Raw genomic sequence first — 14392 nt, forward strand, 5'->3', positions numbered from 1 at the left:
ATACATTTTTTATACGCCAGCATTTTTTCATTACAACTTCTTTATTTTCGAAGGCGTAACCTGACTCAGGTGTCAAAAGTTGTTTTTGACGTTTTAGAAATTAAAGAGGTACTGAGCATGATTTACATCATTAGCGGAGTCACAGCAGCGTTCCTGTTTGTATATCTCATTTACGCCCTTATCAATCCGGAGCGCTTTTAACATGTTCACGAATGGATTTATACAAGTTGGTTTGTATATGCTCGTGTTGCTGTTGCTGACCAAGCCAGCAGGACAGCTGATATACAAGGTCATGGAAACACGATCTTTGCAGGATCACAAATGGCTAGGCGCACCAGAACGCCTGATTTACCGCTTATCCGGCATAGACCACAAAATCGAAATGAACTGGAAAGCTTATGCATTGGCTTTGTTAGCGTTTAATGCAATCGGTGTCCTGTTTGTTTTCTTGTTGCAAATATTGCAGGCATGGCTGCCACTCAACCCGGAAAAACTTGCCAACGTGACTTGGGATTCTGCCTTCAACACGGCAGTGAGTTTTGTCACCAACACTAACTGGCAAGGTTACAGCGGTGAAACTACCATGAGCTATTTCACGCAGATGATAGGCTTGTCTGTTCAGAACTTTGTTTCTGCAGCAACAGGTATTGCAGTTGTGATTGCATTGATTCGCGGCTTTGCCAGAAGCAACACTGACCGCATCGGTAACTTTTGGGTAGATTTGACTCGCTCCACCTTGTATTTGTTAATGCCTGCTTCATTAGTGCTGGCGACAATCTTCATGCAACAAGGGGTGATCCAGAACTTCAACCCTTATGTCGATGCACGAACCGTTGAAACAACCCAATATGAAGTGGCCGTTGCAGGTAGCGAGATGACCGAGCAGGCAACAACTCAGACACAACATATTGCCATGGGTCCTGTTGCCTCGCAGGAAGCAATCAAAATGCTGGGCACCAACGGCGGTGGTTTCTTTAACGCCAACTCTGCACACCCGTTTGAAAACCCTACCCCGCTGACTAACTTTATTCAGATGCTGGTCATCTTTCTGATCCCGGCTGGATTGTGCTATGCCTTTGGCATGATGGTGGGTGATCGCAGGCAAGGCTGGGCTGTATTCGGTGCAATGGCCATCATGTTCGTGGTCATGGCTGGCGTGACGATTCGTTCTGAATTGATCGGCAACCCTCTGTTGACCAGTGTCGGTGCGGATACTACCTCTACCTTGCAACAGCCTGGTGGCAATATGGAAGGAAAAGAAACACGTTTCGGTATCGTGACATCAGCCTTATTTGCCACGATCACCACCGCTGCATCCTGTGGCGCAGTGAACGCCATGCATGATTCCTTTACACCTATTGGCGGCATGATGCCGATGTGGTTGATGCAATTGGGCGAAGTAGTGTTTGGTGGTGTCGGTTCCGGTTTGTACACCATGCTGATTTATGCCGTGATCGCCGTGTTTGTAGCCGGGCTGATGATAGGTCGCACACCTGAATACCAAGGTAAGAAAATCGAAGTGTTCGAAATGAAAATGTCAGCACTGATTATTCTGGTAACGCCATTGTTGGTACTGATCGGAGTGGCAATTTCGGTGGTGGTTGAACCAGGTCTTGCTGGTATTGCTAACCCAGGGGCGCATGGCTTGAGTGAAATTCTTTATGCCTACTCATCTGCAGCCAATAACAATGGCAGCGCCTTTGCCGGGTTATCTGCCAACACCCCGTTTTATAACTTCATGCTTGCATTTGCCATGTGGTTTGGCCGGTTTGGCATCATTGTGCCAGTGCTTGCGATTGCCGGTTCATTGGCTACCAAGAAACGCATTAAACCGGGCTTAGGTACTTTGCCTACGCATGGACCGCTGTTTATCGGCCTGTTGATCGGTGCAGTGATTCTGGTAGGGGCATTGACCTATATCCCAGCGCTAGCACTAGGTCCAGGCATTGAGCATTTGATGTTGTTTTCACAACACTAATGCGACCCTAAGAAAGTAAGAGAGTGAGTAAATTGATGGCTACAAATACTGTTAGCAACTTACCGAAGATGGATCAACTGAAAACGGCATTCGTTCAGTCCATCCTGCGTTTGGCACCACAGGTGCAATGGCGCAATCCGGTGATGTTTGTGGTGTACCTGGGCAGCATCCTGACCACAGCTTTGTTCTTTGCCGGATTGTTCTCCGAAGTGAATACGCAGTCAGGCTTTGCTGGTTTGATCAGTCTATGGCTGTGGTTCACTGTGATTTTTGCCAACTTTTCCGAGGCAATTGCTGAAGGTAAGAGCAAAGCTCAGGCAGCCAGTTTGCGTAGTTCCAAGAAGAACGTGCCTGCCAAAAAACTGGCCAGCGCTAGCAAGTCGGCCAAGGTCAGTCTAGTGGATAGTCTGTCACTGCGCAAAGACGATATTGTGTTGGTTGAAGCAGGTGATACGATTCCAGCCGATGGTGAAGTGCTTGAAGGGATTGCTTCAGTGAATGAAGCCGCGATTACTGGTGAATCTGCACCAGTGATCCGTGAGTCCGGTGGTGACTTTAGTGCTGTCACTGGTGGTACACAGGTACTGTCTGACTGGATTGTAGTACGCGTTACCGTCAATCCGGGCGAAGCATTTTTAGACCGTATGATTGCCATGGTAGAAGGTGCTACGCGTCAGAAAACACCCAATGAAATTGCATTGACCATTTTACTGGTGTCGTTGACGATTGTTTTCTTGCTGGCCACAGTAACCTTGTTGCCTATGTCGATCTTCAGCGTCAATGCAATGGGTGCAGGTGAACCTGTTTCTATCGTCGTGTTAGTAGCTTTGTTGGTCTGTCTGATCCCGACCACGATTGCCGGACTGCTGTCTGCGATTGGCGTTGCCGGTATGAGCCGCATGTTGCAAGCCAATGTGATTGCTGTGTCTGGTAAGGCGGTGGAAGCTGCAGGTGACGTGGATGTGTTGCTGCTGGATAAAACCGGAACCATCACGCTAGGTAACCGTCAGGCTTCAGCCTTTTTCCCAATTAGTGGAATTACCGAAGAAGCTTTGGCGGATGTCGCTCAGCTGTCTTCGCTAGCTGACGAAACACCTGAAGGCCGCAGTATTGTCGTATTGGCTAAAAACAAATTCGCTATCCGCGAACGATATATGCAATCCTTAGGTGCAGTGTTTGTGCCTTTCTCAGCACATACCAAAATGAGTGGAATCAATCTGGGTGAACGCCAAATCCGCAAAGGTGCAGCAAGTGCGATCAAACAGCATGTCGTTAGCCTGGGTGGTGCATATCCTGATGAATTGATTCGGATTGTGGACGATATTGCCAAGCGTGGTAGCACGCCACTGGTCGTCGCAGATGATGCAAAGGTGTTAGGTGCAGTCGAGCTGAAAGATATCGTCAAAGGTGGTATCAAAGAGCGCTTTGCCGAATTGCGCAATATGGGCATCAAAACCGTGATGATCACCGGCGACAACCGTTTAACGGCTGCATCTATTGCTGCAGAGGCAGGGGTAGATGATTTTCTGGCTGAAGCAACCCCCGAAGCGAAATTACAGTTGATTCGTGACCATCAGGCTGAAGGCAAACTGGTTGCCATGACCGGCGACGGTACCAACGATGCACCAGCATTGGCGCAGGCCGATGTCGCTGTAGCAATGAATACAGGTACACAGGCAGCAAAAGAAGCCGGTAATATGGTTGACTTGGACTCAAACCCGACCAAACTGATTGAGATCGTTGAGATCGGTAAGCAAATGCTGATGACGCGTGGCTCGCTGACCACTTTCAGTATCGCTAATGATATTGCCAAGTATTTTGCAATTATTCCAGCTGCTTTTGCCAGCACTTATCCAGCATTAGCTGCACTCAACGTGATGCATCTTGGCTCCCCCAACTCTGCCATCTTATCTGCAGTGATTTTCAATGCCCTGATTATTTTCGTTTTGATTCCTCTCGCCCTTAATGGCGTGGCCTATCGTGCCATAGGCGCGGCAGCATTATTACGAAGAAACATGCTGATTTATGGGCTAGGCGGCATTATCGTCCCGTTTATCGGCATTAAAGCCATCGATGTCTTGCTAGTTGCAATTGGCATTGTCTAGTGAGTTGAAAGGTGAATTTCATGAAAAATATAGTACATGTCTCTCTAGTAATGTTTCTCAGCCTGACCTTGGTCACTGGTGTGGCTTATCCACTATTGGTCACAGGCATAGGTCAAACATTTTTTCCTGAACAGGTTGAAGGCTCGTTGATTAAAAAAGATGGCAAAGTGATTGGTTCAGCCCTGATCGGCCAGAACTTCAGCGACGAAAAGTATTTCTGGGGCAGACCTTCTGCTACTAGCCCATACCAAAATAATGCGGCAGCTTCATCCGGCTCTAATTTAGGCCCGTTAAACCCTGCCTTGACAAAAGCAGTGAGCGAGCGTGTAAAAATCCAACAGGCCGCTACACATAGCAATCATCCAGTACCTGTAGACCTGATTACAACCTCAGGCAGCGGCCTAGACCCGGAAATCAGCCCAGCAGCCGCTTTATATCAGGTAGAAAGAGTCGCGAAAGCCAGGCAGATGGATAACGAAACAGTGAAAACATTAGTCATGACACATGTGGTGGGTCGTCAATGGGGAATCTTTGGTGAACAGCGTGTCAATGTGCTCCAGCTTAACCTGGCACTGGATGAAATCAACCGCTCCTAGAGGTAGATGATGTTTCAGCTATTTCCAAAACAAGCTCAGAGAATGGTTGAGCGCATGCCAACCACCTCGATAGAACTGTATGCTCAAAAAGAATGTGTAGATTTGGTTAAAAAAGTGATTTTTGCAACATGTGGTCAACAGATCCATGTATTTACTGTAGAGAATGGTGCATTGAACGGTAAAACGCAGATGATTTTTGATGTGCCTACTGCGCTGGCAGACAAAGTGACCGTCAGGATTATTTTGTCTTTGCCGGGAAATAGCGTGCATGGCTTGCATCCTTTACACTGATAGCATCACCTTCCCATACAAGCTGTGATAAATGAATAAAACTGCGGTACGCCCTAATCCAGATCAATTGCTTAAGCAGCTTGATCTTGAAAACCGGAAAAGCCTTAGAGGCAAATTAAAAGTATTCTTTGGTAGTTCGGCTGGCGTCGGTAAAACTTGCGCCATGCTGAATGCAGCGCATGCCTTGCAACGGGAACATGTACATGTACTCGTTGGTGTCATCGAAACACATGGCCGTTCAGAGACTGCTTTAAGAGTGGAAGGTCTGCGATGTTTGCCACTGAAGGAAATTCCCTATCGGAATAAAACACTTAAAGAGTTTGATATTGATGAAGCGTTGCGCATTCACCCAACCGTGATTCTGGTAGATGAATTAGCTCACTCGAATGTAGAAGGCTCAAGACACAAGAAACGCTGGCAAGATGTTGAAGAGTTATTGTCTTCTGGCATTGATGTGTATACCACTGTCAATGTGCAGCATATCGAAAGCCTGAATGATATCGTAGCTCAAATCACCGGTGTAAAGGTACAAGAGACCATTCCGGATAGCGTGTTTGATTTAGCCGATGAAGTGGTACTCATCGATTTGCCTCCAGAAGAATTATTACAGCGTCTGGACGAAGGCCGGATTTATATCCCGGAGCAAGCGCAAAAAGCACTTAAAAACTTCTTCCGTAAAGGCAATCTGATTGCTTTACGTGAGCTGGCATTAAGGCGTACAGCAGACCGCGTTGATGCACAGATGCAGGAGTATCGCCAGGATCAATCGATACAGCATATCTGGCAGGCTAATGAGCGTATTTTAGTTGGTATCGGTCCCAACAAAGAATCTGAGAGCCTGATCCGCACTGCAGCTCGACTGGCACAAAGCCTGAAGGCGGACTGGCTGGTGGCTTATATCGAAACGCCTGCATTGCAAAATATCAGCATAGCAGCGCGAAAGGAAATTACCGAATTGCTCAGATTGGCACAATCACTAGGCGCCACAACTGCCAATCTTAGCGGTGACTCAGTGACCGACAAGTTATTGGAATATGCACTTAGCCATAATGTCTCACGCATTGTTATAGGGAAGCCAACCCGATCAATTTTGTCACGCTTTTTCCAACCTAGTGTCAGTGATGCACTGGCAAAAGCAGCTACAGATATTGATGTGCATATCGTGATGAAGGGCAGGGAAAGATCATCCAAACATAAAAGATCAAAACTGAGTGCATTAAGCATGAGTGCGCACTTTAACAACCAGAAGCGGCAAGGTTATGTCTGGGCGGTCGTCATCAGCGCCATTACTTCACTAGTAGCCAGCGTCTTGCTGCTTTATTTTGAATTGGCAAATATCATCATGCTGTATCTGCTTGGCGTGATGCTGATTTCTATTCGTTATGGAAGAGGCCCTGGTATTGCTGCTTCATTCTTGAGCGTGTCTATTTTTGATTTCTTCTTTGTGCCGCCTCGTTTTTCTTTTACTGTTTCGGATACCCAATACTTGCTCACGTTTGCCATTATGCTTTCAGTGGCTTTAGTAATCAGCAATCTGACCTCCAGTTTGCGCAAGCAGGCAATGATTGCCAACTACAGAGAAAAGCGCAGTTTGGCATTGTATGAAGTGGGTAAAGAATTAGCCTCAGCCATGACTACCAGTCATATTGTTGAAGTCAGCATTCATCACGTTGCCAGAATGTTTAATTCCAAAGTAGCCATTCTGACGCCAGATTCAAATGAACAATTGCAAATTGCACAGGTTACGGAGTCTAACGATATCTCTTTGCTGGAAACAAAATTACCTGAGGTAGATCTGGGCATTGCGCAATGGACATATGACAGGCAACAGCAAGCCGGATTAGGTACAGATACTCTACCTTCAAGCAAAATTTTGTATATCCCACTCAAAGCACCTATGCGTACTCGCGGTGTGCTAGCGATTTCACCAGAAAGTAATCAGGATATCTATCTACCAGAGCATCGACAGTTGCTAGATACTTTTGCTTCGCAAATTGGGCTGGCGCTGGAGCGTAAACACTATGTAGAAATTGCTCGTGATGCTGTTATTTCGATGGAAACTGAACGTTTAAGAAACTCTCTGCTGAGCGCAATTTCGCATGATTTAAGAACTCCCTTAACCAGCATCATTGCCACAACAGGGCAACTAAAAGAGTCTATTGATGTAACAACCAATGAGTATAAGCTGATCGCTGGTTTGCATGACCAAGGGATCCGGATGCAAAATCTGGTTTTGAATCTCTTGGATATGGCCAGATTGCAATCCGGTACTGTGAAATTAAACAGTGATTGGCATGTGCTAGAAGAAATAGTCGGTTCTGCTATTAATGGCTTGCAAACGACACTGCAAGGTCATCGGGTGACAGTAAAACCAATGGAGCATATTCCATTGCTGTTTGTTGATGCCATTCTGATTGAACGTGTATTAAGTAACTTATTAGATAACGCCTGTAAATACAGCGAGCTTGGCACAGAGGTCATCATTGCGGCACAGCAAAATAAACAACATATCCATGTGTCATTTACTGATGAAGGTCAAGGATTGCCAGATGGGATGGAGGCCAGCATCTTTCAGAAGTTTACCCGTGGCCGTAGCGAATCATCCATTCCTGGTATAGGGTTAGGTCTGTCAATTTGCAAGGCAATTATTGATGCCCATGGTGGCAAAATCTGGGCGGAAAAAAATCCGAAAAAAGGAACGACCTTTATTTTCACCTTACCTGTGAAAACACCGCCACTGGTTAGTGAAATGGAGATTTAAAGATGTCTGATACAAAGGGTAATATCGTCGTTGTTGAAGACGAAGATCAAATTCGTCGCCTCATTACCATTATTTTGGAAGCAGAGAGCTTTGCGGTTTATTCTGCAGAAAATGGCAAGCGTGGCTTGGTGGAGATTGGCACGCGAAAGCCTGAGGTGGCTATTATTGACTTGGGATTGCCCGATATGAATGGTGTTGAACTGATTCAAGAAGTACGGACCTGGAGTTCTATCCCAATTATTGTGCTGTCTGCCCGCTCTAACGAACACGATAAAGTCAACGCGCTAGATGCTGGCGCAGATGATTACATTACTAAGCCATTTGGTTCTGAAGAGTTATTGGCCAGAATACGTGCCCATTTGAGAAGGCACAATACAGTTCAGCAGAATAATAGCCAGTCCAATATCAAGTTTGGCCGTATCACGGTGGATTTTATCAAGCGCCAGGTCTATCGGGATGGACAGCCCGTATCGCTGACGCCGATTGAGTACCGTTTATTAACCGTGTTATTGCGTTCAGCAGGCTGTGTGTTGACCCAGCGTTACTTATTGAAAGAAGTTTGGGGGCCATCTAATGTTGAACATACGCACTATTTGCGTATTTATATGGGCCATTTGCGTAACAAACTGGAAGAAGATCCAGCCCAGCCCAAGCATTTTATAACCGAAATTGCGGTTGGCTACAGGCTGGTACTGGATGCTGACACAGCTTAAGCGGCTTGAATAAGGCCTGTCTCTGACAGGCTAAATGCTTGAATCAGTTCTTTTTTGAGCGCAGGTGTCACATCAGTCATTGGTAGTCTTAGCTCCGGATATATCAATCCTTGATGCCCCAGTAACGTTTTCACAGGTGCCGGGTTAGGCTCTTTAAACAATAAATGAATCAGTGTTTCCAAGTGGGCAAATTGTTGGCTGGCCTCACGACATTTCTGCTGTTTAGCAAGCTCGTACAGACGAAGGAAGCTTTCTGTATGGATATGTGCAGAAGCCGAGATAGCACCTGCAGCACCATGCAGCAATCCATCCAGAATAAGGCTATCGTCTCCACACATCACGCGCAGATTGGTTTCTTTAATAGTGCGGTACAAAGTTTCCGAGTTGCCGCTGGATTCCTTGATACCAATAAAGGTGGGATTGTTTGCGAGACGCTGCACTGTCTCCAGGTGAATCGGAACGCCAGCGCGTGCGGGAATGTTATACAACACAATGCTGGAAGAAATGGCGTCAGCTAATGCGCTGAAGTGAGCGAACAAGCCTTCTTGGGATGGTCTGATAAAGGATGGTGGAGCGATCAGAAAGCCAAAAGGGTTTAATGAGTCTAGTAATTGCGCCTGATGTACTAATGCACGCGTATCTGTGCCAAGCAGACCGATTAGAATTGGCATTTTTTTGTGCGTGACTTGCTGTACCGTTCGGATGATCTGTAATTGTTCATCTAGTCGCAAACTACCCATTTCGCCTGTGGTGCTACAGACCACCAGACCATGCACGCCATAATTTACCATGCGTTGCGTAAGCGTTTTTAATGCATCCAGATCAAGCTCGCCATGTTTGAATGGCGTTACCAAGGGTACCCAGATCCCTTCCAGTGGTGTTTTATCGTTTATGACCACTGAGTGTACGTCTTTAACCTTCTCATATCCATGCGATACCAAACAAGCAGAGTCTCCATCCATGATTCAAACCTCCTTCGTGAAATGGCCAAACTCGGCAGATTCAAAGAATTGCATGACCACTGACATGATTTTCTGCTCACAGCCGGACACTGCTTTGATAGATATTTTGACACGTTTGGAACGGTCAACTGTTTTCACGCTGTAAGAAGGCACTAGGTTTTTGAACTGTGTGGCTAAGATGAATCGGAATTGAGACATTAAATGCACATCAATGGTGACTGTCATTCGAATATAGTCCAGATGATTGGCTATGTGTCTAGGTGTTCGTAGGATGCGTCTGGAATGAATATATGGGATATTTAAAAGCGCTTTGGTAAGCGAATGCTGCAATGGTGCATCAGGAATTAAATAAAACATACCTCACTCTTTCATGTTGTTACGAGGTATTCAGTCTATTAAAACAGGTATTAAAAACCTGTAAATTGAAAAAAGCCAAAAATAAAAATTGTATAAATGTCTGTAGTGGCTATAAACCCAGGCAACCCTATTCTCACAAGCATAAAGTGTCTCCAGCAGAGCCGCCTAGAGATAGCCTTGATAATCCGCCTTCATACAGAGACAGGCTTGATCAGTAAGAGTTGGGAGGGTAGCTATAAGCTATAAGAAGAGCACCAAGTCGAAACAAAAAAGCCAAGTTAGAAATCACTATCTTGGCTTTTATTTTTTTGATGGTGCGCCCGGCGGGAGTCGAACCCACGACCCTTGGCTTCGGAAACCAATACTCTATCCAGCTGAGCTACGGGCGCAATCCTGCCATTATAGCAAATTAAGTGCGGCTGGCTTCGCTTGTCGCCGCTCAATTTTTAGGTGTGTTTGATTCAAAGCGTTGCTCACTGTTATTTAAACTGGATCTTTTTGATTAAGTTGCTTTCGCCTTTGTAGTAATAAGCTTCGTATGCGATTTCTTTGAGGGAATAGACTTTTTCGATGACAATTTTGTCAGCGCCTATATTCTGCGCGTTTACATAAGCTTGTCTTGGTGCATCCAGTGCTGCGAATGGAATAATTCGTTCAAATTCAAAGCCTTCGCCGTATTTGAACTCAATGGTATAGATTAAATCATCCCAGTTTAAGGTGGCGTCGTAGCCCTTGGATACGCGGACGATGTGTACGTTAGGGTCGTGAGCCTCTTGAATGCGTAGGATGGCGCTGTTTAGTAACAAGACGCCGGACAGGACCATGGCACCGTAGCCAACTTTGCTGAAGAGGCTGATGGAGATTTTAGGCAGCACGTATTTCATCAGATAGGTGGCTGCGACGGCAGCAATGGCGACCAGTATGCCGATGGTGAGTGCTTTTAGCGTAAATAATCCGAAATAGGCATATAGGCCCAGTTTGACGATGTGCAGAAAAATCTCATTGGCTGCGCGGGTGGCGATGATTTCTTCTTTGCTGAGCCCGTATCTGAGGTAAACACCATTGAACAAGACGCCGACTGCGCCGGTGAGGGCGGAGATAAAGCCTGCGAGAAAGCCGATAAATTTAAGAAAGTGGTTGGATAGCGCGGGTTTGTCTGCACTGGGGGCGGCGGCTTTTTTAAAGAGGTAGGGCAGGTTGGAGACCAGAAAAATGGCCATGCACAGCTCGACGTACATCGGCGCCAGGTAGCTGAGTAGCCAGGCGCCGACTATGACCCCCAGTAAGGCGAGGGGCAGAAAGTGCCTGACGATGCGCCAGTTGATGTGCTGGAAGAATAAATAAAGCTTGGTCAGTGAACTCACTGAGGTGCCTACCGATAGCGCCGCCGGCACCTGAGACGCCGGGAGCACGTGGCCCAGAATGGGGATCAGTAGCAGGCCTGCGCCGCCGCCGCAAACCATACTGATTGCAAACGCGATGAAGGCAATGAGGAAAACATTTAAATAAATCATGTGGGGCAGGACAGGCGTTATGTTTGTGGTTGCATTTGAAACGCTTAAATCATAGCCCAAATGCCTGGGCTTTTAGTAAGCATCTATAAAAAAGCGGCAGTCGTTTGGCGGGCAGGGGGTTGGCGCTCACCTTGCCTTGACCCGGGGAGCGTACTAAAGGTTGCAATAATCGTGTCATAGAGCGTGACTATGCTTGGCTGATAAATCTAAACATATGAGGATATAGCACGATGAAAGCCATGATTTTAGCTGCGGGGAAGGGCACTCGCGTTCGGCCACTGACTTATGATTTGCCTAAGCCGATGATTCCGGTGCTGGGCAAGCCGGTGATGGCTTATCTGGTGGAGCACCTGGCATTGCATGGGGTGGCGGATATTATGGTCAATGTCAGTTATCTGCACAAAAAGATTCAGGATTACTTTGAGGATGGTCATCGTTTTGGCGTGAATATCGGCTACTCGTTTGAGGGGGATATTGTGGATGGTCAGGTAGTGCCGCATGCAGTGGGCTCAGCCGGTGGCATGCGCAAGATTCAGGACTTTAGCGGCTTTTTTGATGAAACGACGATCGTGTTGTGCGGGGATGCGATTATTGATCTGGACATTACACGTGCGGTGAAAGAGCACAAGGAAAAAGGCGCACTGGCGAGCCTGGTGACCATGCAGGTGCCCATGGACAAGGTGTCTGGCTATGGCGTGGTGGTGACCAACAATGAAGGGCGCATTATTTCGTTTCAGGAGAAGCCTAGCCAGCTGGAGGCGCGCTCTAACTGGGCGAGCACCGGCATTTATATTTTTGAGCCGGAGGTGCTGGACTTGATCCCCTCTGGCAGCGAGTTTGATATTGGCTCGGACTTGTTTCCATTATTGGTGCAAAAAGGCTTGCCGTTTTATGCGATCCAGCATCCGTTTAACTGGATTGATATTGGCGTGGTGACCGATTACTGGCTGGTGATGCAGCAAATGATGCAAGGCTTCTTCCCGTCGATGCCGATTCCGGGCACGCAGGTGAAACCGGGTGTGTGGGTGGGCCTCAATGTGCATATTGACTGGGAGCACACGCAGATTGAGGGGCCGGTATACATTGGTTCTGGTAGCCGGATTGATAAAAATACCCGCATTGTTGGCCCAACCTGGATTAACTCGGGTTGCCATATCCAGCGCGACAGTACAGTCATACGCTCCATTTTGTTTGATTACACCCGCATTGCGCAGGGCTATGAAATTGTTGAGCGCATCGTCTGTGGTGAGTATTGCGTAGACCGTAATGGCCGCATGGTGCATATGGATGATGACAGTTGCGACATTATCTGGACTGATGCACGGGAAAAAGTGGTCTATCCGCAAAACTACGCTTATGCGAGGTTGTAATTTCAGCGCGGTTTGATTTTAAATGACTAGTCCGTTTTCATTTGATTGACATTTAACTGTCAAGGATTTGTCATGCATGATGCCTATGCTTTTCTCACTTTATGAGGAGAGTATACACATGAAAAAAATGACTTTAATGATTGGTTTGCTAGTGGGCAGCATGGGCGTGGCTGAGGCTGCAACCAGTTATCAGATTAGCAAAGAATGGACCTTTAGCCATAGTGGGAGTGGTTATTTGTCTGAAATTCCGGCATTTGATGCCATGACCAATACTTTATGGGTCGCAGGCGTCAAAGGCGTAGATGTTTTGAATGCGGCTACAGGCAGCCTGGTGCAGCATATTGACACCAGTAGCTTCGGTAACATCAATAGCGTCAGCATCAGCAATGGCATGGCGGCATTTGCCATCGAAAACAGTGCACGTACTCAACCGGGGATCGTGCACTTATATAACACCACAACCAGAAGCCTTGCGTCTGGGACTAACACATTTACGGTCGGTGCATTGCCAGATATGCTGACTTTTACGCCGGATGGCAGCAAGATTTTGGTTGCCAATGAAGGAACCCCAGATGTGTATGGCACACGTAAAGGCAGCACGGTGCCACGCGTATTCAACCCGGCAGCCAATGATCCAGTCGGTAGCGTGACTATTATTGATGTAGCCAAGCGTAGCGTGGCTGCCACTGCCACGTTGTCTGGAGTGCCTACTTCAGGTAGCCATATTCGCAATAATACTGGCATGGATTATGAGCCTGAGTATATTGCGGTCAGTGCAGATGGCAGCAAGGCTTACGTGACCCTTCAAGAGGCGAATGCCATCGGCATTTTGGATATGCACACCAATTCGTTTACCCAGGTGGTTGGCTTGGGTGCCAAAGACTTCAGCCTGCCGGGTAACAGCATAGACCCGCTTAACAATGGTAGCGTTAATTTTATTAGTGCCAACGTAAAAGGGTTGTACATGCCTGACGGGATCGCGACTTACAACGTCGCTGGCAAGGACTACTTGGTGACTGCGAACGAAGGTGATTTCCGTGAGGATGACGGTGATCGTTCTAATGCCAGTTCATTAGGCGCGACTGGGGATTTGGCCAATATCCGCGTATCAAACACCGATTCATCTGCAGGCGATCTGTACGCCGCGGGTGCGCGTTCTTTCAGCATCCGTAATGCCGATGGCAGTCTGGTTTACGACAGTGGCGATATCCTTGATAAGGAAGCTTTTGCACGTGGGATTTATGATGACGCCCGTAGCCGCGACAAAGGGGTTGAGCCAGAAGGTGTGGACTTGTTTACCCTGGGTGGCCGTACCATCGCTGCTATCGGTTTGGAGCGAACCCTGAAAGGGGCCGTAGCACTGTTTGATATCACTGATCCTACCAAAGTCAGCTTTATTGATATGATTGTCTCAGACGGCGACAAAGCGCCAGAAGGCTTGGTTGCGTTTGAAAAAGCCGGACAGATTTTCCTGGCGTTTTCGAATGAAAGCTCCAACACCACTTCCTTGTTCAAGGTCAGTGCTGTCCCTGAACCCGGCTCCGCAGCGATGCTGGGGATGGGCTTGCTCTCATTGGCGATGTTGCGTCGTCGACAAAAGTAGTACGGTTTTATCTGTGCAAATGTCAGCCGGGTCTGGGAATCAGCCCGGCTGTTTGTTTTGCATGGCAGTAAATACCGGTGCGCGTTTCCTGTCTGGCGGTTCTGCGCTATAATCACGTGGAAAATTTTTCTAACGCAACGGG

General features: G+C 47.2%; 12 protein-coding genes and 1 tRNA gene. 9 read left to right on the forward strand and 4 right to left on the reverse strand.

The window, feature by feature from the left end:
* The first annotated feature begins 117 nt into the window (after positions 1-117).
* From kdpF to kdpE, 7 genes are all read left to right on the forward strand, one after another.
* Complete coding sequence (gene kdpF / locus ACT53G_RS13570) at positions 118-201, forward strand: K(+)-transporting ATPase subunit F (protein ID WP_379073774.1); 84 nt, start codon at positions 118-120, stop codon at positions 199-201.
* 1 nt (position 202) lies between these two features.
* On the forward strand, positions 203-1978 hold the full coding sequence (gene kdpA, locus ACT53G_RS13575; RefSeq protein WP_379073640.1) for a potassium-transporting ATPase subunit KdpA: 1776 nt from the start codon (positions 203-205) through the stop codon (positions 1976-1978).
* A 68-nt stretch (positions 1979-2046) separates the two neighbouring features.
* On the forward strand, positions 2047-4083 hold the full coding sequence (gene kdpB / locus ACT53G_RS13580; protein ID WP_476169664.1) for a potassium-transporting ATPase subunit KdpB: 2037 nt from the start codon (positions 2047-2049) through the stop codon (positions 4081-4083).
* A 20-nt stretch (positions 4084-4103) separates the two neighbouring features.
* Positions 4104-4679, forward strand: coding sequence for a potassium-transporting ATPase subunit KdpC (kdpC, locus tag ACT53G_RS13585; RefSeq protein WP_476145070.1), 576 nt, complete (start codon positions 4104-4106; stop codon positions 4677-4679).
* A gap of 6 nt (positions 4680-4685) precedes the next feature.
* Positions 4686-4970 carry a hypothetical protein gene (locus tag ACT53G_RS13590; protein ID WP_476169665.1) on the forward strand — a complete coding sequence of 95 codons (285 nt, stop codon included), beginning with the start codon at positions 4686-4688 and terminating at the stop codon, positions 4968-4970.
* A 31-nt stretch (positions 4971-5001) separates the two neighbouring features.
* A complete protein-coding gene (locus ACT53G_RS13595) occupies positions 5002-7731 on the forward strand; it encodes a DUF4118 domain-containing protein (RefSeq protein ID WP_476169666.1) in 2730 nt (909 codons plus the stop codon).
* Positions 7732-7733: 2 nt separating this feature from the next.
* Positions 7734-8444 (forward strand): two-component system response regulator KdpE, encoded by a 711-nt coding sequence (gene kdpE / locus ACT53G_RS13600; RefSeq protein WP_476156701.1) that lies wholly within the window; start codon positions 7734-7736, stop codon positions 8442-8444.
* Here the strand turns inward: kdpE and dapA are convergent.
* From dapA to ACT53G_RS13620, 4 genes are all read right to left on the reverse strand, one after another.
* Positions 8441-9406, reverse strand: a complete 966-nt coding sequence (gene dapA / locus ACT53G_RS13605; protein WP_476169667.1) for a 4-hydroxy-tetrahydrodipicolinate synthase — start codon at positions 9404-9406, stop codon at positions 8441-8443. The two genes, kdpE and dapA, sit on opposite strands and share 4 nt — an antisense overlap.
* A 3-nt stretch (positions 9407-9409) precedes the next feature.
* Entirely contained in the window at positions 9410-9763 is a 354-nt protein-coding gene (locus ACT53G_RS13610; RefSeq protein WP_379073654.1) for a hypothetical protein, read from the reverse strand.
* 312 nt (positions 9764-10075) lie between these two features.
* Positions 10076-10152 (reverse strand) — tRNA-Arg (locus ACT53G_RS13615).
* Positions 10153-10242: 90 nt separating this feature from the next.
* Positions 10243-11337 carry a sulfite exporter TauE/SafE family protein gene (locus ACT53G_RS13620; RefSeq protein ID WP_476169668.1) on the reverse strand — a complete coding sequence of 365 codons (1095 nt, stop codon included), beginning with the start codon at positions 11335-11337 and terminating at the stop codon, positions 10243-10245.
* Positions 11338-11507: 170 nt separating this feature from the next.
* On the opposite strand from ACT53G_RS13620, the gene ACT53G_RS13625 reads away from it, so the two are divergent.
* Both ACT53G_RS13625 and ACT53G_RS13630 read left to right on the forward strand, forming a co-directional pair.
* The gene (locus tag ACT53G_RS13625; RefSeq protein ID WP_313987117.1) at positions 11508-12647 is read left to right on the forward strand and encodes a nucleotidyltransferase family protein; all 1140 of its coding nucleotides are present in this window, start codon (positions 11508-11510) and stop codon (positions 12645-12647) included.
* A gap of 118 nt (positions 12648-12765) precedes the next feature.
* The gene (locus ACT53G_RS13630; RefSeq protein ID WP_476169669.1) at positions 12766-14250 is read left to right on the forward strand and encodes a choice-of-anchor I family protein; all 1485 of its coding nucleotides are present in this window, start codon (positions 12766-12768) and stop codon (positions 14248-14250) included.
* Positions 14251-14392: the final 142 nt, after the last annotated feature.

The organism is Methylophilus sp. DMC18 (genome assembly GCF_056314005.1).